Origin of the sequence: Nonomuraea sp. NPDC050643 (assembly GCF_040654715.1) — a bacterium.
GTDB lineage: Bacteria > Actinomycetota > Actinomycetes > Streptosporangiales > Streptosporangiaceae > Nonomuraea.
Genome location: NZ_JBFAIM010000047.1, coordinates 1 through 20,444 on the forward strand (window position 1 = coordinate 1; position 20,444 = coordinate 20,444).

The 20,444-nt window shown below is 70.0% G+C and carries 14 protein-coding genes; 9 read left to right on the plus strand and 5 right to left on the minus strand.

Annotation, left to right across the window (positions count from 1 at the left end; translation table 11 throughout):
- Window positions 1–120 precede the first annotated feature (120 nt).
- The 4 genes from AB0I15_RS43510 to AB0I15_RS43525 all read left to right on the plus strand — a co-directional run bounded on the left by AB0I15_RS43510 (window position 121) and on the right by AB0I15_RS43525 (window position 4,676).
- Window positions 121–789 carry an amino acid ABC transporter permease gene (locus AB0I15_RS43510; RefSeq protein ID WP_358109920.1) on the plus strand — a complete coding sequence of 223 codons (669 nt, stop codon included), beginning with the start codon at window positions 121–123 and terminating at the stop codon, window positions 787–789.
- Window positions 786–1,703 (plus strand): amino acid ABC transporter permease, encoded by a 918-nt coding sequence (locus AB0I15_RS43515; RefSeq protein ID WP_358109923.1) that lies wholly within the window; start codon window positions 786–788, stop codon window positions 1,701–1,703. The genes AB0I15_RS43510 and AB0I15_RS43515 overlap by 4 nt, the downstream gene beginning before the upstream one ends.
- 123 nt (window positions 1,704–1,826) lie before the next feature.
- Entirely contained in the window at window positions 1,827–2,672 is an 846-nt protein-coding gene (locus AB0I15_RS43520; protein ID WP_358110189.1) for a glutamate ABC transporter substrate-binding protein, read from the plus strand.
- A 138-nt stretch (window positions 2,673–2,810) separates the two neighbouring features.
- A complete protein-coding gene (locus tag AB0I15_RS43525; RefSeq protein ID WP_358109926.1) occupies window positions 2,811–4,676 on the plus strand; it encodes a prolyl oligopeptidase family serine peptidase in 1,866 nt (621 codons plus the stop codon).
- An 8-nt stretch (window positions 4,677–4,684) separates the two neighbouring features.
- Here the strand turns inward: AB0I15_RS43525 and rny are convergent, their stop codons facing one another.
- A complete protein-coding gene (gene rny, locus AB0I15_RS43530) occupies window positions 4,685–6,301 on the minus strand; it encodes a ribonuclease Y (RefSeq protein WP_358109929.1) in 1,617 nt (538 codons plus the stop codon).
- Window positions 6,302–7,241: 940 nt separating this feature from the next.
- On the opposite strand from rny, the gene AB0I15_RS43535 reads away from it, so the two are divergent.
- Window positions 7,242–8,105: a class I SAM-dependent methyltransferase gene (locus tag AB0I15_RS43535; protein ID WP_358109932.1), complete on the plus strand. Its 864-nt coding sequence runs from the start codon at window positions 7,242–7,244 to the stop codon at window positions 8,103–8,105.
- Window positions 8,106–8,520: 415 nt separating this feature from the next.
- Here the strand turns inward: AB0I15_RS43535 and AB0I15_RS43540 are convergent, their stop codons facing one another.
- Both AB0I15_RS43540 and recA read right to left on the minus strand, forming a co-directional pair.
- On the minus strand, window positions 8,521–10,248 hold the full coding sequence (locus AB0I15_RS43540) for a RecX family transcriptional regulator (RefSeq protein ID WP_358109935.1): 1,728 nt from the start codon (window positions 10,246–10,248) through the stop codon (window positions 8,521–8,523).
- A gap of 11 nt (window positions 10,249–10,259) precedes the next feature.
- The gene (recA, locus tag AB0I15_RS43545; RefSeq protein ID WP_358109938.1) at window positions 10,260–11,357 is read right to left on the minus strand and encodes a recombinase RecA; all 1,098 of its coding nucleotides are present in this window, start codon (window positions 11,355–11,357) and stop codon (window positions 10,260–10,262) included.
- Window positions 11,358–12,584: 1,227 nt separating this feature from the next.
- Here recA and AB0I15_RS43550 point away from each other — a divergent pair.
- Window positions 12,585–12,887 (plus strand): hypothetical protein, encoded by a 303-nt coding sequence (locus AB0I15_RS43550; RefSeq protein ID WP_358109941.1) that lies wholly within the window; start codon window positions 12,585–12,587, stop codon window positions 12,885–12,887.
- Between the two features lie 5 nt (window positions 12,888–12,892).
- On the opposite strand, the gene AB0I15_RS43555 is transcribed toward AB0I15_RS43550, so the two are convergent.
- Together AB0I15_RS43555 and AB0I15_RS43560 are read right to left on the minus strand one after the other, a co-directional pair.
- A complete protein-coding gene (locus AB0I15_RS43555; RefSeq protein WP_358109944.1) occupies window positions 12,893–13,087 on the minus strand; it encodes a DUF3046 domain-containing protein in 195 nt (64 codons plus the stop codon).
- A 239-nt stretch (window positions 13,088–13,326) separates the two neighbouring features.
- Complete coding sequence (locus AB0I15_RS43560; protein ID WP_358109947.1) at window positions 13,327–13,815, minus strand: VOC family protein; 489 nt, start codon at window positions 13,813–13,815, stop codon at window positions 13,327–13,329.
- A 116-nt stretch (window positions 13,816–13,931) separates the two neighbouring features.
- Here AB0I15_RS43560 and AB0I15_RS43565 point away from each other — a divergent pair, with 116 nt between their 5' ends.
- From AB0I15_RS43565 to AB0I15_RS43575, 3 genes are all read left to right on the plus strand, one after another.
- Window positions 13,932–18,602, plus strand: a complete 4,671-nt coding sequence (locus tag AB0I15_RS43565) for a DEAD/DEAH box helicase (protein WP_358110192.1) — start codon at window positions 13,932–13,934, stop codon at window positions 18,600–18,602.
- Between the two features lie 263 nt (window positions 18,603–18,865).
- Window positions 18,866–19,654 (plus strand): hypothetical protein, encoded by a 789-nt coding sequence (locus AB0I15_RS43570; RefSeq protein WP_358109950.1) that lies wholly within the window; start codon window positions 18,866–18,868, stop codon window positions 19,652–19,654.
- A 25-nt stretch (window positions 19,655–19,679) separates the two neighbouring features.
- A complete protein-coding gene (locus AB0I15_RS43575; protein WP_358109953.1) occupies window positions 19,680–20,357 on the plus strand; it encodes a GntR family transcriptional regulator in 678 nt (225 codons plus the stop codon).
- Window positions 20,358–20,444: the final 87 nt, after the last annotated feature.

A 20,444-nucleotide genomic window follows, 5' to 3' on the forward strand; every position in this document is an offset into this window, starting at 1 on the left:
TCGAGCCGGCCGACCGGGAGAGCGAGCAGAAGGCGCTACGGTCGCTCGACGAGCTGCTGTCCGGGCACCGCGAGCGGCATCCCGGCGTGGACGCGCCGCCGCCCTATGTGGTGGAGCACGATGGAAGATCTGATTAGGTACGCGCCCGACCTCGCACTGGGCTTCCTGGAGAACATGAAGCTCGCCCTGGTGGGCACGATCGCCTCACTGGTTCTCGGCACCATCCTGGTGTCGATGCGGGTGTCCCCGACGCCGGTCCTGCGCGCGGCGGGCACCATCTACGTCAATGTGGTGCGCAACACCCCCCTGACCCTGGTGCTGGCCTTCTCGGCGCTGGGTCTGAGCGACACTCTCGGCCTGGTCTTCTCCGAGACTCCCAGCACCAACTCGTTCTGGATCGTCGCGCTGGGCCTGTCGGCCTACACGGCGGCGTTCGTCTGCGAGGCGCTGCGGGCGGGCATCAACACGGTGCCGCTCGGTCAGGCGGAGGCGGCCAGGGCGATCGGGCTGACGTTCCCGCAGTCGCTCACGATGATCATCCTGCCCCAGGCGTTCCGCGCCGTCATCGCCCCGCTGGGCAGCGTGATCATCGCCATGATCAAGAACACCACGGTCGCGGTGGCCGGCGGCTTCGCCTTCGACTCCGCGAACAAGATGAAGGAGGCCTTCGACCAGGTGGGCGCCTCGATCCCGATCTTCCTCGGCATCGTGGTGGCCTTCATGGCCGTGACGCTCCCGATCGGCTACTTCACCGGCTGGCTGGCCAGGCGCCTGGCGGTGGTCCGATGAGCACGTCCGTCCTGTTCGACGCCCCCGGGCCGCGCACGCGGGTGCGCAACCACCTGCTCACGGTCATCAGCGTCATCGCCGTCGGCGCCGTCCTCTACGGCATCTACACCGGCTTCGACGCCAAGGGCCAGTGGGAAGCCAAGATCTGGCAGCCGTTCCTGCAGTGGGAGACCTGGGACTTCTACATCATCCCCGGCCTGATCGGCACCCTGCGGGCGGCCGCGGTGGCCGCGGTGCTCGCCCTGCTGTTCGGGGCGGTCTTCGGTCTGGCCAGGCTCTCCGACCATCGCTGGATCCGGGTTCCGGCCGGCGTGGTGGTGGAGGTCTTCCGTGCCATCCCCCTGCTGCTGCTGATCTTCTTCATCTTCTACCTGTTGCCGACGGTGATGGGCAGCGGCGACTACACGTTCATCGCGGTGGTGCTGGGCCTGACCTTCTACAACGGGTCGGTGCTGGCCGAGGTGGTCAGGGCCGGCGTCTACGCCGTGCCGAAGGGCCAGTCCGAGGCCGCGTACGCGGTGGGCATGCGCAAGAACCAGGTGCTGCGGCTGGTGTTGCTGCCGCAGGCCGTCACCGCGATGATGCCGGCCATCGTCAGCCAGCTCGTGGTGCTGCTGAAGGACACGGCGCTGGGCTACATCATCGCCTACGTCGACCTGCTGAACACCGGGTTCAAGATCCTCCCGGCCCGCTTCTTCGGGTCGCTGATCCCGGCGGCGATCGTCATCGGCATCATCTACGTGACGCTCAACCTGGCGCTGAGCTTCCTGGCCACCTGGCTGGAGCGGCGCAGCAGGCGCAGTCGCAAGACCACGGCCCGCCCGATCGCGGCCCCCGGCTCGGTCGGGGTCGGACTGGGCACGGGTGAGGGCACCGCGGGCGGCGGCCTGGGTCCCGACAAACCCCTGGAGTGACCCCCGGGCGGCGGGTGTCGTACCCGCCGCCCGGATGTTCCCGTAGATCTTCAAGAATGTCCCACATCTGCGTTGGAGCCAGGCTGATTCCGGCTCGCGCGGGTTACTGATGGTCCTGTGACCATGCGTGGTGCGGCGTTCCCTCTCGCGGCTGTGGCCGTGATCCTGTCCGCGTGCGAGGGCGGCGGCTCGTACGCCACCGTTGTGGACAAGATCAAGGGCTCCGGCACCGTCGTCGTCGGCACCAAATGGGACCAGCCCGACCTCGGCCTGAAGACGGGCGCGAACGAGCCCCAGGGCTTCGACGTCGACGTCGCCCGGTACATCGTCCGCTACCTCGCCGGGGACAAGCCGGTGCGGATCACGTGGCGCGAGTCGCCGTCGTCCGCCCGGGAGGCGCTGCTCCAGAACGGCACCGTGGACATGATCGTGGCCTCCTACACCATCACCGAGTCCCGCAAGCCCAAGGTGACGTTCGCCGGCCCGTACGTGATCGTCCCGCAGGACACGATGGTCCGCGCGGACGACACGAGCATCACGAAGGTGGCCGACCTGCGGGACAAGCGGATCTGCCTGGCGGAGGGGTCGAACTCGTACCGGCGCGTCGTGGAGCCGCCGCCGGACGGCAAGCTGGGCCTGCCGGCCGAGCTGGTGCCCGCGGCCAACTACTCCGACTGCGTGAGCAAGCTCGCCGCCGACCGGCTCGACGCGGTGAGCACCGAGAACCTCATCCTGGCGTCGTTCGCCGAGCAGGAGCCCGGCCGGTACCGGCTGCTGAACGACCCCATCTCCGACGAGAAATGGGGCGTCGGGCTCAAGAAGGGCGACACCAGGACCTGCGAGGCCGTCAACCGGGCCATCGCCGCCATGTGGCGGGACGGGACGACCGTTCGGCTGCTGAACACCTGGTTCGGCAAAACGGGGCTGAAGCTGCCTTCCTACCTGCCGCGCCCCGCCGGGTGCCCCTGAACTGTGGTGACCGGGCCGCATCCCCGGCGATCTTCCGGCAGGATGCGGGGTATGCCTTTCTGGCCCTCCCCCATTTCGACCAGAGACGTGGCCGGTTCTGGCGTGCGCCCTGGCTGGCCCACGGCTGCCAACGGCCGAGTGTGGTGGACCGAAGACCGTCCCGCCGAGGGCGGGCGCACCACCATCGTGTGCCGCTCCGCCGACGGCACCCTCAGTGACCTGCTGCCGGCTCCTTGGTGCGCGCGTACCCGGGTGCACGAATACGGCGGCAAGCCGTACACCGTGACTTCTGCGGGCGAGATCGTCTTCGCCAACCTGAAAGATCAGCGCCTCTACGTCCTACCGGAAAACGGCGATCCGAAACCCCTCACTCCCGAGGGCGACCGCTACGCCGACCTTCTCGTGCGCGACGATCAGGTGTGGTGCGTACGCGAGCGGCACACGCCGGACGGCAAAGTCACCCGGGCCGTCGTCTCGATCCCGCTGGACGGCGGCGAGATCCGCGAATGGGCCACCGGCTGCGACTTCTACGCCTCCCCCACCCTCTCCCCCGACGGACGGCACCTGGCCTACGTCTGCTGGAACCATCCGCGCATGCCCTGGGACGGCACCGAGCTGCGCGTCACCCGGCTGACCGGCGGCGGCGCATGGACGGTGCGGGGCGGCCCGGCCGAGTCCGTGCTGGCCCCCTCGTGGAAGGACGACTCCCGCCTCTACCTCGTCTCCGACTCCTCCGGCTGGTGGAACCTCCACGAGATCGGCGTGCACGGTGACGGCGCTCGGGCGCTCCATCCGGCCGGGGAGGAGTTCGCGTCGCCGCCGTGGCGGCTGGGCGGGATGCCGTACGCGGTGCTCGCCGACGGGCGGCTCGCGGTCCTGCACGGGCACGGCGACCTGCGGCTGGGTGTGCTCGATCCCGCGTCGGGCGCACTCACCGACCTCGACGTGCCCTGGACCGGCTGGGACGCGTCCCTGACCACCGACGGCACCTCCGTGGTCGGCATCGCGTACGCCGCCACGACCCCCCGCGCGGTCGTCACCGTGAACACGGGCATCGAAGAGGGCGACACCGGGAACGCCGACACTGAAGACTCGACCACCCGAGACGCGAGCACCGGGGAAGCGGACACCACGGAGACGGGCACCGGGGAGACGGGCACCAGGCAGGCGGGCACCAGGCAGGCGGGCTCTGTGGGTTGTCAGACGCTCGGCCGTGACCTGGCCTCGACGCCGGACGCCGCGTACCTGCCCGTCCCGCGCCCCGTGCGCATGCCCGGCGACGTGCCGGCCTTCCTCTACCCGCCCCGCAACCCCGCCGCCACCGAGACCACACCCCCCTACGTGATCTTCGTCCACGGAGGGCCGACCGCGCACGCCGACAGCGCGCTCGACCTGGAGAAGGCGTTCCTCACCTCACGCGGCATCGGCGTGCTCGACGTCAACTACGGCGGCTCGACCGGCTACGGCAGGGCCTACCGAGACCGCCTCAAGGGCCAGTGGGGCCTGGTCGACGTGGCCGACACGATCGCCGCCGCCCGCTGGCTGGCGGCCGAGGGCCTGGCCGATCCCGCCAGGATCGCGGTGCGCGGGGGTAGCGCGGGCGGCTGGACGGTGATGGCGGCCTGCTGCCGCTCAGACGTGTTCGCCGGAGGCGTGTCCTACTACGGCGTCAGCGCGCTGGCCCCGCTGATCGCCCACACCCACGACTTCGAGTCCCGCTACGTCGAGTGGCTGGTGGGGCCGGAGGATCCGCAGGTGTACGCAGCCAGGGAGCCGCTCGCCCTCGTGGACGGCGTCTCCTGCCCGATGCTGCTCCTGCAGGGGCTCGACGATCCCGTGGTGCCGCCGGAGCAGTCCACGGCCTTCGCGGACGCGTTGTCGGAACGCGGGGTGGCGTGCACGTACCTGGCGTTCGAGGGCGAGTCGCACGGCTTCCGCCGCGCCGAGACGCGCGCCGCCGCCCTGGCCGCCGAGCTGGCCTTCTACCAGCAGCTCTTCGGCTGATGCCGGCGCTAGCGGGCGAACTCCGTGGCGCGCGACTCCCTGACCACGGTGATGCGGATCTGGCCCGGGTAGGTGAGCTCCTCCTCCACCTGCTTGGCCACGTCGCGGGCGATCACCTGGGCCTGGATGTCGTCGATCGCGTCCGGCTTGACCATGACCCGGATCTCGCGGCCGGCCTGCATGGCGAAGACCTTCTCCACGCCGTCGTACGACTGCGCGATCTCCTCCAGCCGCTCCAGCCGCTTGACGTACGCCTCCAGCGACTCCCGGCGCGCTCCCGGCCGGCTGCCGCTGACCGCGTCGGCGGCCTGCGTGAGCACGGCCTCGACCGTACGGACCTCGACCTCGTTGTGGTGCGCCTCGATGGCGTGCACCACGTCCTCCTCCTCGCCGTAGCGGCGGGCGATCTCGGCCCCGATCAGCGCGTGGCTGCCCTCGACCTCGTGCGTGAGCGCCTTGCCGATGTCGTGGAGCAGGGCGCAGCGCTTCATCAGCGTCTGGTTCATCTTCAGCTCGGCCGCCATGATGCCGGCAATGTGGGCCGACTCGATGAGGTGCTTGAGCACGTTCTGTCCGTAGGAGGTGCGGTAGCGCAACTGCCCGAGCAGCAGCGTCAGCTCCGGGTGCATGTCGGTGATGCCCAGCTCGACCAGGGCGTCCTCACCGGCCCGCGCGCACAGGTCCTGGACCTCCTGGCGGCTGCGGTCGTGGGCCTCCTCGATGCGCTGCGGATGGATGCGGCCGTCCAGCACCAGCTTCTCCAGCGTGAGCCGCGCCGTCTCCCTCCGGACCGGGTCGAAGCACGACAGCAGCACCGCCTCCGGTGTGTCGTCGATGATGAGGTTGACCCCGGTCGTGGTCTCGAAGGCGCGGATGTTGCGCCCTTCGCGCCCGATGATCCGGCCCTTCATCTCGTCGCCGGGCAGGTGCAGCACGCTCACGACCGACTCGGCCGTCTGCTCGGCCGCCACCCGCTGCACGGCCAGCGTCACGATCTTCGTGGCCCGCTTCTCGCCCTCCTTGCGGGCGTCGCCCTCGATCTCCCTGATGATCAGCGCGGCCTCGCGCTTGGCCTGGTTCTCGATCTCCTTGACCAGCTCGGTCTTGGCCTGCTCGCCGGTGAGCCCGGCCACCCGTTCCAGGATGACCCGCCGCTCCTCCTCGACCTGGAGCAGCTCCTCGCGGCGGTCGGCCAGCTCGACCTCGGTCTCGCCCAGCTTCCTGTCCCGCTCGGACTGCCGCCTGGCCTCCTCGTCGAGCCGCTGCTCCCGCTCGGCCAGCCGCGCCTCGCGGCGCTCGAGGTCGGTCCGCAGCTCCTTGAGCTCGGACTTCAGTACCCGGCTCTCCTCTTCGACCTCCCGCCGCATCTGCGCGGCGTTCTCGGCGGCGGCCTCGGACCTGCGCAGGATCTCGTCGGCGTCGGTCTGCGCCTTGTGGCGGATCTCCAGCGCTTCCTCACGTGCCTGCTCGAGTTCCTCGTGCACGGCCTGCACCTGCTCGGGAGTCGGCTTACCGGTGCGGGGCAGACTGCCCGAGGTACGACGTATGACGACAAGGAGCGCGACTATCATGCCGAACGCGAGCACGAGCACCGCCACCATCAGCACCACGACAAGCGGCCCCATGTGCGCCCCGCCCTCCTCGCGTCGTCAACACCTCATAACGCGGCCACAAAACGGGAGGGGTCACAAGCGCGCCACGGATAGCCCGATCGGCGTCCTGCTCGGGATCAAAGTCAAGCCAAGGCTGACCGGGCGTCGACTGCGATAGCCGACACCTCGCCTGCCTCGACCAACCAAGCTCGTTCGTCCGTCGTTCACCGGTATGGCAATCCGCGCTGCGCGGAGTAACTCCTCACTGCCGTCGAGGTTATGCGTCGAACAGGTCACGAGCAAGCAAACGCGTCATCAAGCGTGTCTTACAGGCCCGCATCTCCACATTCAGCCAGATTTACCCCACTACCGCCCGAATTGCCCCTCGGTACGGAGTGAGGAGCTTTGTGGACGGTGGGACGAGAAGGACAGGCGAGCACATTGAGCCTGAACCAACACCGACCCCCACCCAGGGACGGCCTCGCACCGCGCCCAAGATCACACCGACCACCGGCGACCCACACCCCACCACGCGCAAGGCACATTCCGGCGCGAGGGCTTCACGGATCATCGCCGCAATGATCCACCACAACACCGAAGAACGTCACGACCAGCTCACGGCTGCCCGCTTACCACCCGCGACCACCCCTGTTCGCACATGGCCGCACCGCACCCCCAACTCGTGGCCGCACATGGCCGCGCGTCCCGCAAATGGCCGCTCACGCCCTCGTGACTGACCGTGACTGACCGAGGCTTCCCCGGGGCTGCCGGAGCTGCCCGGAGCTGGCCAGGGCTGCCCGGAGCAGCTCGGGACTGCTCGGGACTGCTCGGGACCACGTGTGACATCAAGGGCGGGAGCCGATCGAGGTCCCGACCCGTCGCCAGTCCACACTCGCGGAGACAGCACCCAAGCCGCCTGCCCAGCGATCAATTAAGTGGCTCGGACCCGGGCATGTTCCTTACCATCCCCGGCATGCCCTCCTACACTCATCCGCTGGCCTGGCTCTTGGCACTCGAAGGCGTGGCACTGCTGCGAGCGCAGGCCGGTGATCTCGGCGATGAGGAGTTCGTGACGCGGCGTATCGCCGAGATCCGCAGACTGACCGCCGACCAGGACCTGGCACTGAGCACGGGCACCGTCGTCGGCCACGCCACCACAGCGGAGGGATACGCGCAGTGGGCCGACCGATACGACTTCGAGGAGAACCCACTGATCACGGCAGAGGAGCCACAGGTCCGGCGCATCCTCGCCACGCTGCCGACGGGCCGGGCCCTGGACGCCGCGTGCGGCACCGGACGGCACGCCGCGTACCTGGCCGAACTGGGACACGAGGTCGTCGGTGTGGACTCATCGGCGGACATGCTCGCCCTGGCCCGAACCAAGACGCCGGACGGCACGTTTCACCAGGCGGATCTGCACGACCTGCCGGTCGAGTCCGCGAGCTTCGACCTGGTCGTCTGCGCGCTGGCACTGACCCACCAGCCAACTCTCGGGCCGGCACTACGCGAGTTCGCCCGGGTGACCCGACCCGGCGGCCACATCGTGCTGTCGGACATCCATGTGCTGTCGCTCTACCTGGGCGGCGTGGCCATGGTGACCGGCCCGGACGGCGACCTCCAGGCGATGCCCGCCAGCCGCTTCCTGGCCAGCGACTACATCACCGCATTCCACGAGGCCGGGCTGGAGATCATCGCCTGCCACGAACCCAGATGGGCCGAGACACCCGGCGAACACGGCGGCCCACTCGCCCAGCAATGGTGTCCCGAGGCAGCCGCAGCCGCCTACCACGACACCCCCGCCCTGATCATCTGGCACCTCCACCACCCCCTCCGCTGAAAGGCGGCTCGGCAACCGTTCTCAGCCTGGGGATAACAACCACTTCACCCTGCTAAGACAAGAATTGCCCGCCCACAGTTCACCCATCTCCTCCAGCGGCAGAAATCCACCGGCCGAGGCCCAGACCACCCGACACAAGCCACGGGACACAAACCACGCGACACAGACCACACGACAGAAGCCGCAGAGCACAAGCCGAAGGGCACAGGGCACGGCCGCAAGGCACAGGGCACAGGCCGCGAAGTACAAGTTATGGGCCGACGAGCCACCAAGCTCCGGCCTCCGAATGCGAGCCATGAACTAGAAGCCACAAACACCACAAAGCACCGGGCACCGGGCATCAGACACCAGGCGCGGGGCTGCAGGCACCAGGTGTGGAGCACCAGATGTGAGCACCGAGCACCGAGCGAACCTCTTACGGAAAGTCTTCCTCTACCTCGATGCCCTCTTCCTCCAGGGCTTCACGGATGACCCGGAAGGCCAGCCCAGAGGAGTACCCCTTGCGTGCGAGCATGCCTGCCAACCGCCGCGTTCGGGCCTGCGGGTCGAGGGACCGCGTGGAGGCAAGCTTGCGCTCGACCAACCGCCGGGCCGTCTCCGCTTCCTGATCGGGATCCAGCCGCTCCACGGCCTCGTTGACCGTCTCGGTGTCCACACCCCGATGCCGCAACTCAGCCGCCAGGGCACGCTTGGCCAGCCCTCGGCCATGATGCCGGGAATCAACCCAGGCCGCAGCGAAGGCCTCGTCGTTGATCAGCCCCAACTCCGAGAACCGGCCGAGCACCGCCTCTGCGGCCTCATCCGGCACTCCTCGCTTACGTAGGGCCTCAGCGAGCTGGGCACGCGTCTTGGGAGCCAGGGTGAGCAGACGAAGACAGATGGCCCGAGCCGCCGACTCCGGATCGGCCTCGATCTGGGCGCTGGCAGAGCTCTCCCCATCGCTCCCCTCAGACAGCGAACCCCGCCCTCGGGACTCCCCCGACCGCTTTCCAGACTTCCCACGTCGCCCGGTTCGACCGGACCGACGTGATCTCCCACCCCAGCCCGACTCCTCAGCAGCGTCAGACCGCTCAGCCGCATCAGACCGACCGGATCCCCCATACCAACCTGACCCTGGAGACCGACCTACCAGCCCCGGTTCCCCGGACCCATCGGCCTGATCTGCCCCGTCGGACCAACCCGACTGTCCAGACCCACCTGATCCCGATCCGCCTGATCCCAGTGACCCGCCTGACTGCCCAGACCAACCTGGCGGCCCCTCAGGCCCGTCCGACCAACCCGCAGACCCGACCTCGCCTGACCGGCTTGACCGGACGGATTTGCCGGATCGTCCGGTTGAGCGTCCTCCGCCCGACCGCCGCTTGCCGGCCTTACCGCCATCCTCTTCGGCAGCGAACCAGCTACTACCGGCAAGAACTTCCGAGTGCCAGTCATCAGCCGGCCTGCGACTGACCGGCGCCTTGCCACTCCCGGCATGCCCAGACGGAGTTTCGTCACCGTCCAGGCGATCAGATGCACCTCCGGCGGCCATCTGGCGGCCGGATGGGGCTTGTGTGTCCTTGTCGTCGGTCTCCACGTTCGGGCCGAAGGGTTTCGCGCCCGAACCTGCGATCCCCGGCCCAGGACCCGTTGTGTCCATGCCCGAAGCATCGGCTTCTGTCCCCGAATCGGCGATGCCCTCGCCTGGGCCGGCGACGGTGGTGGCAGCAACCGGAGCAACGGCCTCCGTGCTTGAGTCGACGTCGCGCGTAGTCGCGGCGGCGGCTCCCGTGCCCGAGCTGGTAGCCGCCGATTTGGTGGCCGCCGTATCGGTGATCGCCGTGCCAGCGGCCTCCAAGTCGGTGATCGCCGTGTCGGTGATCACCGTGCCAGTCGCCGTATCAGTGGGCTTCAAGTCAGTGGCCGCCGTGTCGGTGACCTCTGACTTGACGGTCTCGGGAGTGGTAGCCGCCTGGGCGGTGGGTGTGTCGGTGGAGGCTTCCGCTATGCGCTGGCGGGTGCGTTGTTCGTGCCACTCGTCCACCGATGGCCAGCCGTCAGCGGATGAGCGGGCCAGGTCGCGGGCCCTTGGTGACGTGGTGGAGTCGGGCCAGGCGCCCCCGCTTCGCGAATGGGGCGCTTGTGGCCGGTCCTTGCTGCTCATAGGGCGAACGATCAGACGTCACCAGGCTTGGGGGTGGACTTCGAGCCACGACCCGAAGGCGCGGGGGCCGCAGCCGGGGCCGGAGTGGCGGCGGCTTCGGCGGGGGCGTCGAGACGCGGGCCCACACCGAGCTTGTCCTTGATCTTCTTCTCGATCTCGTTGGCCATGTCGGGGTGGCTCTTCAGGAAGTTGCGGGCGTTCTCCTTGCCCTGGCCGAGCTGGTCGCCCTCGTACGTGTACCAGGCGCCGGACTTGCGGACGAAGCCGTGCTCCACACCCATGTCGATGAGGCCGCCCTCGCGGGAAACGCCCACCCCGTAGAGGATGTCGAAGTCGGCGACGCGGAAGGGCGGGGCCATCTTGTTCTTGACGACCTTGACCCTGGTGCGGTTGCCGACCGCCTCGGTGCCGTCCTTGAGCGTCTCGATGCGGCGGATGTCCAGGCGGACCGAGGCGTAGAACTTCAGCGCCTTACCACCGGTCGTCGTCTCGGGGCTGCCGAACATGACGCCGATCTTCTCGCGGAGCTGGTTGATGAAGATGGCGGTGGTGCCGGTGGTGCTGAGCGCGCCGGCGACCTTGCGCAGCGCCTGGGACATGAGGCGGGCCTGGAGGCCGACGTGGCTGTCGCCCATCTCGCCCTCGATTTCGGCCTTGGGCACCAGCGCGGCCACCGAGTCGATGACGATGATGTCGACGGCACCGGACCTGATCAGCATGTCGGCGATCTCGAGCGCCTGCTCACCCGTGTCGGGCTGGGAGACCAGCAGGGCGTCGGTGTCGACCCCCAGCTTCTTGGCATATTCGGGGTCGAGGGCGTGCTCGGCGTCGATGAACGCCGCGATGCCGCCGGCCCGCTGGGCGTTGGCCACCGCGTGCAGGGCGATCGTGGTCTTACCCGAGGACTCCGGGCCGTAGATCTCCACGATGCGCCCACGTGGCAGGCCGCCGATGCCGAGGGCCACGTCAAGGGAGATCGATCCTGTGGGGATCACTTCGATGGGGGCTCGGGCGTCGTCGCCCAGTCGCATGACGGAGCCCTTACCGAACTGCCGCTCGATCTGAGCGAGGGCGGTCTCGAGGGCCTTCTCGCGGTCGTTGATAGCCATGAAACTTCCCCCTGGAGGGTTGTGGTCCGATCAGTCGAGTGAAAGCTACGGCCTGCCACCGACATTTTCGCGACAGTCGGGGAAGACGTGGCCCGGCGTTGTCCATGGTAGCCGAACGATTGTTCGATCACAGCAGGAACACGCAGGTGGTCGTCAATCGGCTTCTGGCTGGGGGTCCGTCCATCGTTTGCCGCCCAAAGCGCATCCATCGCGCCGCGGCCAAGGTACGCCCCGCCCTCCCGCCGAGGTGCCTCGATCACCTTCCGTTCGGAGCGTGTGTCGGTCGGGGTGTAGTCAGTCCACCTGTCGTCCGGGGGGCTGAGGAGGCATAACGCTGTCGTGAACGGCTCCGAGGGCGGGGACAACACTTATGAACGGTGATCGAGGACGGTGATCGAGGGAGACCATGGCCAGCACAACCGTGCCCGGGGGTGAGCAGGATCAGCAGGCGCATGCCGGCGTCCGAGAACTTCAAGATGGCGTCGGTCGCCTGCTCGTAGGGAAGCTCGGCCAGCCCACTGCCCGGAGGTCCCAAGAGCGCCGGTCCGAGCCGGTGGCTTCGACGCCGCTGATGCACTCTGTCGACGGGGGCTCGCGGGGACCCAGCAACATGCGGGCGCGCCCGCCCAGCAAGCCCGCCTCACCCCTGGCAAACCGGCTGCCGGCCACCGAGCGACTGCTGCGGAGGGTTCTTCGGCTCGATCCGTGTCACGCTCGATCACTCAGACGCGTATGGCGGAGCGATCGGTTCGAAGGAGCCGGTCCGACCGCGCCTACTGTCGGGGAAAGACTCTTCCGCCGCCACGCCAGCGGAGCGGACGACAATCGGCTCAGCCGTCGACGGCCAGGTTGAGGGGTCTGGGATGACACTCGGCTCAGCAGTCCGCAGCCGGATTCCGGATTCCGGATTCCGGGACGACGCTCGTCTCAACCCCCCAGCCGAATCCAGGGGTCTGGGACAACGCTCGCCTCAACCGTCCACGGTCGGATCCAGGGGGTTGGAGTGAGGCTCGGCCGTCCATCGTCGGATTCGGGGTCTGGAGAGGGGGCGTTCTGGGAGGGGTTCGAGCACGATTTCGGGTTTGGGATCGGTGGCCCGCCGACGCGTCGGTTCTGCCGCTCGTACGCGCTCACGTTCGATTTCCCCGCTTCCACATCCCCATGAACACCCCCATTCGAGGGTTGGCCACCAACGTGTTGTCAGGCGCGGTGAGCTGGGGAGACTCAGTGCAGGGCGACAGTTGGAGGCGGCACGTGGCGAGCGGCTACACCGGGGAACGGCGCGTCCATCTCGAGGCGCTCGCCGAGTTGCTGCCCCATCAGGGCCTGGTCAGCCGAATGGTCGGTGACGACGATCCGGTGCTGTGGGTCTGGCATCCGCGCACCGGCCGTCAGACGATCATCTTCGCCACCCCGTCGGCTCAGGGGTGGCTGTTCCTGTGGTCGTCGGGCGGGCAGGGCAGCGCCGACGATCTGGAGCGTACGGCCGCCGCGCTCCGCCGTACGCTGGACCTGGCCCAGCCGGGCTGAGAGGGTCAGCGCAGCTTGGGTGAGATGTCCTCCACCTGGCAGACCGCGCGCCACACCGTCTTGGCGCTCTCACCCTCGGCCAGCGCCTGCGCGACCGTGCGCCCGCCCAGCGGCGCGAGCACGTAGTCGCGGGCCCATGACTCGGCGTACATCTCACCGAAGTGAGCGTTCATCCGTCTCCAGAACTCCGTCAGGCGCATGAACCAAGTATGGAATCGCACGAGGGGTGGGTAAGACATCCGCATGCCAAAGACCCACAAGCCTTCACCCCCGAAGACCGCCAGAACAAAGGCCAACAGGGCCAAACGACGCCGGTTACTGTTAGCGATGCGGCTGACCGTACAGAAGGAGAAGGCGGAGCGTGCCGACCGGCACGCGGACATCAGGCGGGAGCCACGTGCGGGCAAGCCGCGTACGCGGAGGGCGTCGCGGCGTTAGGTCACAGCACCCGCGCGCCGTACATCTCACCGAGATGGTCGGCGAGCAGCTCCAGACGGGCGCCGTCGGGGTCCTTGAAGTAAATGGAGGCGCCGCTCTCTATCTGGTGCGGCACGCCGGCCATCTCCAGCTTCCCGCGCAACCGCTCCCAGGTGGCCGGGTCGACGGAGATCGCGATGTGGTGCAGCCCGCCGAGCACTTCCTGGTAGGGCCCGAGGTCGAGCCCGGGGAAGTCGAAGAACGCCAGCAGGTTGCCGTTGCCGATGTCGAAGAAGAAGTGGCTCGAGCCCTTGTAGTCGCGATTCTCGATGATCTCCGTCAGCGGGAACTCCAGGAGTTCCTGGTAGAACTTGATGGTCCGTTCCACGTCGGACGAGATCAGGGCCATGTGGTGCAGGCCGCGAGCACTGCTCGAGGGTCGGTGCGGTAAGACGTAGCTCTGCCTCAGGTCCGCACGGCGGGCGTCGATGGCCGCGTAGTCGATGGTCACGGTCGCTGTATGTCCGCCAGGGCCCCCGCTCAATCACACGCTGCGGCGCCAATGCGTTTTCTGTCGGTGGCGCAAGGCAGTATGTGCTGGTGAGCTCGCTCGACCACTTCAGCCAGATGACCAGGCAATGGTTCTCTGGAGCCTTCCACGCGCCCACGGCCGCCCAGGAGGGGGCCTGGGAGTCGATCTCGCGCGGCGACAACACCCTGGTCGTCGCGCCCACCGGCTCGGGCAAGACGCTGGCGGCGTTCCTCTGGTCTCTCGACCGGCTGGCCGCCACCCCCGCCGAAGAGCGGCACGAGGGACAGCGTAAAGGCACGCGGGTGCTCTACGTGTCGCCGCTCAAGGCGCTGGCCGTCGACGTCGAGCGCAACCTGCGCGCGCCGCTGGCCGGGCTCAAGCAGACGGCGCGGCGGCTCGGCCTGCCCGTCCCGGAGATCTCGGTGGCGATCCGGTCGGGTGACACGCCCGCCGAGGACCGCAGGCGGTTCGCGGCCAGGCCGTCCGACATCCTCATCACCACGCCCGAGTCGCTCTTCCTGCTGCTCACCAGCCAGGCCAGGGAGGCGCTGCGCGGCGTGGAGACGGTGATCGTCGACGAGGTGCACGCGGTCGCGGCCACCAAGCGCGGCGCCCATCTGGCGCTCAGCCTCGAGCGGCTCGACGCGCTGCTCGACAAGCCCGCGCAGCGGGTCGGGCTGTCGGCGACCGTCCGGCCGGTGAGCGAGGTGGCGGCGTTCCTGGGCGGGGCGCGGCCGGCCACCGTGGTGCAGCCGCCCTCGGACAAGCAGATCGAGGTCGAGGTCGTCGTCCCCGTCGAGGACATGACGGAGATGGAGGCCCGCCCGCGTCAGGAGGGCGAGGAGTTCGCGCCCGAGCCGACCAGCAGGTCGATCTGGCCGCACGTCGAGGAGCGGCTCTTCGACCTGATCGAGGCCCACAGCTCCACCATCGTGTTCGCCAACTCGCGGCGGCTGGCCGAGCGGCTGTGCACCCGGCTCAACGAGCTGGCCTACGAGCGCGAGCACGGCGCCGAGACCGTCGACCTGTCGATCTGGGAGACGGGTCCGCCGCAGCCGCCCAACCGCATGCCCGCCGAGATGATGGCGCAGGCCGGGTCCGGCAAGGGCGCGGTGGCCGAGATCGTGCGCGCCCACCACGGCTCGGTCTCCAAGGAGGAGCGGGCCCAGATCGAGGAGGCGCTCAAGTCGGGCCGCCTGCCCGCCGTGGTCGCCACCTCCAGCCTGGAGCTGGGCATCGACATGGGCGCGGTCGACCTGGTCGCGTGCGTGGAGGCGCCGCCGAGCGTGGCCAGCGGGCTGCAGCGCATCGGCCGGGCGGGGCACCAGGTGGGGGCGGTCTCCAAGGGGGTCATCTTCCCCAAATACCGGGGCGACCTGGTGCAGACGACCGTGGTGGCCGAGCGGATGAAGAGCGGTCAGATCGAGGAGCTGCGCTACCCGCGCAACCCGCTCGACGTGCTCGCCCAGCAGATCGTGGCGATGACCGCGCTCGACGAGTGGACGGTCGACGAGCTGGAGTCCGTGATCAAGCGGGCCGCCTCCTACGCCACGCTGCCGAGGAGCGCGCTGGAGGCCACGCTCGACATGCTGGCCGGGCGCTATCCGAGCGAGGAGTTCGCCGAGCTGCGCCCGCGCATCGTGTGGGACCGCGTCACCGGCACCCTCCAGGGGCGGCCCGGCGCGCAGCGGCTGGCGGTCACCAACGGCGGCACGATCCCCGACCGGGGCCTGTTCGGGGTGTTCCTGGTGGGCGAGCGGGCCTCCCGGGTGGGCGAGCTGGACGAGGAGATGGTCTACGAGTCGCGCGTGGGCGACGTGTTCGTGCTGGGCGCCACCTCGTGGCGGATCGAGGACATCACGGCGGACCGGGTGCTCGTCTCGCCCGCGCCGGGGCAGCCGGGCAAGCTGCCGTTCTGGCACGGCGACGCGCCGGGCCGGCCGGCCGAGCTGGGCCAGGCGATCGGGCAGTTCCTGCGCGAGCAGGCCAAACAGGACTCGACGGACCGGATGCGGGCCGCCGGGCTCGACGAATACGCCTCGGGCAACCTGCTGGCCTACCTGCGCGAGCAGCGCGAGGCCACCGGCTACGTGCCCGACGACCGCACGCTGCTGGTGGAGCGCTTCCACGACGAGCTGGGCGACTGGCGCGTGGTGATCCATTCCCCCTACGGCGCGCGGGTGCACGCCCCGTGGGCGCTGGCGATCAACCGGCGGCTGCGTGAGCGCTACGGCATCGACGTACAGGCGGTGCACTCCGACGACGGCATCGTGCTGCGCATCCCCGACACGATGGCCGAGCCGCCCACCGACGTGGCGGCCTTCGACGCCGAGGAGATCGAGCAGATCGTCACCGAGGAGCTGGGCGGGTCGGCCATGTTCGCCTCCCGGTTCAGGGAGTGCGCGGGCCGGGCGCTGCTGCTGCCGCGCCGCACGCCGGGCAAGCGCAGCCCGCTGTGGCAGCAGCGGCAGCGGGCCGCCCATCTGCTGGGCGTGGCCTCGCAATACGCCTCGTTCCCGATCGTGCTGGAGACGATGCGCGAGTGCCTGCAGGACGTCTTCGACGTGCCGGGGCTGGTGCGGCTCATGCGCGACCTCGCCGCGCGCCGGGTGCGGCTGGTGGAGGTGGAGACCTCGCAGGCCTCGCCGTTCGCGGCCTCGCTGCTGTTCCACTACGTGGGCGCGTTCATGTACGAAGGCGACGCCCCCCTCGCCGAACGCCGCGCGCAGGCCCTGGCGCTCGACACCACGCTGCTGGCCGAGTTGCTGGGCCAGGCCGACCTGCGCGAGCTGCTCGACCCCGACGTGATCTCCGACAGCGAGCGCGAGCTGGCCAGGCTCGACCGGCCCCTGCGCGACCTGGAGGATCTGGCCGACCTGCTGCGCTCGCACGGGCCGCTGCTGGCGCCCGACGTGAGCGTGCGCGGCGGCGATCCGGCCTGGCTGGAGGAGCTGGAGCGGGCCCGGCGGGCGATCAGGGTGCGCATCGCGGGCGAGGAGCAGTGGACGGCGATCGAGGACGCGGCGCGCGTGCGTGACGCGCTGGGTACGCCGCTGCCGGTGGGAGTGCCGCACGCGTTCCTCGAGCCGGTGGCCGATCCCTTGGCCGATCTGGTGGCGCGGCATGCCCGCACACGTGGTCCCTTCCACGCCGGCACCGCCGCCGCCCGGTTCGGGCTGGGCGTGGCCGTGGTGACCGACGCGCTGCGGCGGCTGGCCGCGACGGGCCGGGTCGTGAGCGGTGAGTTCCGGCCCGGGGGGCGGGGCGAGGAGTGGTGCGACGCCGGTGTGCTGCGCATGCTGCGCCGCAGGTCGCTGGCCAGGCTCCGCAAGGAGGTCGAGCCGGTCGCCCCCGAGACGCTGGCCCTGTTCCTGCCCGCCTGGCACGGCATCACCCCCACCGGCCCGGGACCGGCCGCGACCGGGGCGGGCGCGTTCCGGTCGGGCACGGGCGGGTCCGATCCGTCGCGATCGGGCCCCGGCGGGGCCGACGCGTCGCGGTCAGGTCCCGGTGGAGCCGATGCGTTGCGGTCAGCGCCCGGTGGGGCCGACGCGTTGCGGTCGAGCTCGGGCGGGGCCGGGGCGCGGGCCATGGACGCGCTGGTGCGCTCGATCGAGCAGCTCCAGGGGGCCGCCGTGCCCGCCTCGGCGCTGGAGACGCTGGTGCTGCCCTCGCGGGTGCCCGGCTACCATCCCTCGCTGCTCGACGAGCTGACCTCGTCCGGCGAGGTCATGTGGGCCGGGCAGGGATCCCTGCCCGGTGGCGACGGCTGGGTGTCGCTCTACTTCGCCGACACCGCGCCGCTGCTGCTGCCGGAGCCCGCCGAGATCACGATGACGCCGGTGCACGAGCGGCTGCTGGAGTTGCTCGGCGGAGGCGGCGCGCTGTTCTTCCGCGGCCTGTCCGACCAGATCGGCTCCCTGAACGACACCGAACTGGTCTCGGCCCTGTGGGACCTGGTGTGGGCGGGCCGGGTGTCGGGCGACACGCTCGCACCACTGCGGGCGACGCTCGGCACCGGGCGGCCCGCGCACCGGCCCGCCACGACGCGGCGGCGCCGGGCGGTGCTGCCGAGCAGGAGCGGGCCGCCGACCGTGGCCGGCCGATGGTGGCTGCTGCCCGAGCCGGCCGCCGACACGACGCAGCGCGCCCACGCCCAGGCCGAGGTCCTGCTGGAGCGGCATGGGGTGGTCACGCGGGGCGCGGTGACCTCCGAACGGCTGCCCGGCGGGTTCACGCCCGTCTATCAGGTGCTGCGCGCCTACGAGGAGAGCGGGCGCTGCCGCCGGGGCTACTTCGTCGAAGGGCTGGGCGGCGCGCAGTTCGCGCTGCCGGGAGCGGTGGACCGGATGCGCGCCATGGCGCCCGGGGCGGCTCCCTCCTCGTCCGGGGAGGGGGCGCGGCGGGCCGTGGTGCTGGCCGCCGCCGACCCCGCCAGCCCGTACGGCGCCGCGCTGCCCTGGCCACAACGTCCCGCCGACCTGGGGCACAAGCCTGGCCGGAAGGCGGGCTCGCTGGTCGTGCTCGTCGATGGTCATCTGGTGCTCTACGTGGAGCGGGGCGGCAAGACGCTGCTGTCGTTCACCGACGACGACCGGCTGCAGCCGGCGGTCGACGCGCTGGCCCTGGCCGTACGCGACGGGGCGCTGGGCAAGCTGACCGTGGAGCGGGCCGACGGCGCCTCCATCACCGACTCGCCCTTGGGGGCGGCCCTGGAGGCGGCCGGGTTCCATCCGACCCCCCGGGGGCTGCGCCTGCGCGCCTGACCAGGAGCACCGGCCCATGCGACCGACTGTGAAAACCCCGCCGGCCGCTCAACGTCGTTGGGCGACCATGAGGTTCTGCCGGACTCTCGGTGGTGCCGCCGGGCAATCGTAGGGATCCGCTGGTCGCTTAGTGGTGCTGCCGGCAACCGTGGGGAGCCGCCGGTCGCCGGGTAAGTGTGAGGATCCGATGATCGCGAGGCGTGGCCGGGTTGCCGTGAGGGTCTGCTGGTCGCCTGGTGGTGTCGACGGGTAGGAACCGGCACATGCGGCTACTGGAGCGGTTACGCGCTGACCTCAGCACCGGCAAGAACCTCGAGATCTACCTGACCGCGTGCATCGCCCTGGTCGTCGGCGTGCTCGGCGTCTTCGACCGTGTGGAGCCGAAGGTGGTCGGCGCCGCCACGCTGGCCACGCTGGCCCTGGTGGCGGTCAACGCGCTGGGCCCCCGCCACCAGGTGGCCGCCCTCGAGCGGCAGGTCGCCGAGCTCAACCGCCTGCTGGAGTCGAAGCTGGCCGGCGACGGCTTCCTGAGCAGCGACAACAAGGACCTCAAGGAGCGCGTCCTCCGTGCGAACGACATCCGCTTCGCCGGGGTCACGCTCAGCCGCACGATCCGCGCCTATGTGGACGATCTGCAGCGAAGCCTGGAGCGGGGGGCGACGGTCAAGATCCTGGTGATCGATCCCACGGGCACGGTGCCGGAGGAGGCGGCCAGGCGGAGCACGATCCCCGACCAGCCCGACGTCTTCGAGCACCGCGTCCGATCCACGCTCTACGTCCTGCGCGACATGCACACCAAGGAGCGCCTGGAGGTGCGGTTGCTGCCGTTCCTGCCGGCGTTCGGGATGCTCATGCTGGACGCCGGCGACGACGACGGCGTCATCCACGTCGAGCTGGGCACCCACCGCTCGCCCGGCCGCGACCCGGGTTTTACGCTGAACGGCCGCCGTGACCACCATTGGTGCCGGCACTTCCGGGCCGAGTTCGACCGGCTCTGGGAGGTCGCGCGGGAGGTGACGGACGCGGACTGGTACCCGGCCCAGCGAAACTGATCCGTTGTATACGATTAGTCCCTCTATGAGCGATCTGACGCTGGGCGCGGCCCATCAGACCTTGCGCGACGAGGTCACCGAGGAGCTGCGCCGCCGCATCCTCTCCGGCGAGCTGGCCCAGGGTGAGCGGCTGGTCGAGGACCGGCTGGCCGCTTCGCTCGGCGTCTCGCGCAACCCCGTACGCGAATCCATCCGCGTGCTGGCCGCCGAGGGCTTCATCCAGGTCGCCCCCCGGCTCGGCGCCACCGTCGCCCGGCTGTCGGCCGAGGAGGGCGAGGAGCTGTTCGACGTGCGCATGGCCGTCGAGGGCCTGGCGGCCCGGCTGGCGGCGCGCAAGCGCACCCCCGCCTCGGCCGAGCGGCTGCGCCGGGTGCTCGATCAGGCCAAGGAGGCGGTGGACGGCGGGCGGCTGGAGGCGGTGGCCGACCTCAACACCGCCTTCCACCTGGCCGTGGGCGAGGCCGCGGGAAACTCCTACCTCGCGCTGATGATGAAGCCGATGTTGCAACGGGCCCAGTGGGTCTTCAGCCAGACCGCCGCCGTACGCGGCCCGCACTCCTGGTCGGAGCACCTCAGCCTGTACGAGGCCATCGCCGCCGGCGACGAGGACGAGGCGCAGGCCCGGGCGATCGCCCACGTCGCCGCGGCCCGGAGATCGTTCCTGGCGGCCGTCGGCCGATCAGCAAAACACCCGAACGATTAGAAAACGCTCAGATAACAACACTGCGTTATGAAACACCACTGAAATGTCAGGTCTTGTATACAGTCTCCTAAACCTTTCAACGGAGGC

Excerpts from the sequence above, each read along its gene's own strand:
- AB0I15_RS43510 (WP_358109920.1), top strand. The coding sequence starts at position 121 with ATGGAAGATCTGATTAGGTACGCGCCCGACCTCGCACTGGGCTTCCTG.
- AB0I15_RS43575 (WP_358109953.1), top strand. The coding sequence starts at position 19,680 with ATGAGCGATCTGACGCTGGGCGCGGCCCATCAGACCTTGCGCGACGAG.
- AB0I15_RS43535 (WP_358109932.1), top strand. The coding sequence starts at position 7,242 with ATGCCCTCCTACACTCATCCGCTGGCCTGGCTCTTGGCACTCGAAGGC.
- AB0I15_RS43540 (WP_358109935.1), bottom strand. The coding sequence starts at position 10,248 with ATGAGCAGCAAGGACCGGCCACAAGCGCCCCATTCGCGAAGCGGGGGC.
- rny (WP_358109929.1), bottom strand. The coding sequence starts at position 6,301 with ATGGGGCCGCTTGTCGTGGTGCTGATGGTGGCGGTGCTCGTGCTCGCG.
- AB0I15_RS43520 (WP_358110189.1), top strand. The coding sequence starts at position 1,827 with ATGCGTGGTGCGGCGTTCCCTCTCGCGGCTGTGGCCGTGATCCTGTCC.
- recA (WP_358109938.1), bottom strand. The coding sequence starts at position 11,357 with ATGGCTATCAACGACCGCGAGAAGGCCCTCGAGACCGCCCTCGCTCAG.
- AB0I15_RS43565 (WP_358110192.1), top strand. The coding sequence starts at position 13,932 with ATGACCAGGCAATGGTTCTCTGGAGCCTTCCACGCGCCCACGGCCGCC.
- AB0I15_RS43515 (WP_358109923.1), top strand. The coding sequence starts at position 786 with ATGAGCACGTCCGTCCTGTTCGACGCCCCCGGGCCGCGCACGCGGGTG.
- AB0I15_RS43555 (WP_358109944.1), bottom strand. The coding sequence starts at position 13,087 with ATGCGCCTGACGGAGTTCTGGAGACGGATGAACGCTCACTTCGGTGAG.
- AB0I15_RS43570 (WP_358109950.1), top strand. The coding sequence starts at position 18,866 with ATGCGGCTACTGGAGCGGTTACGCGCTGACCTCAGCACCGGCAAGAAC.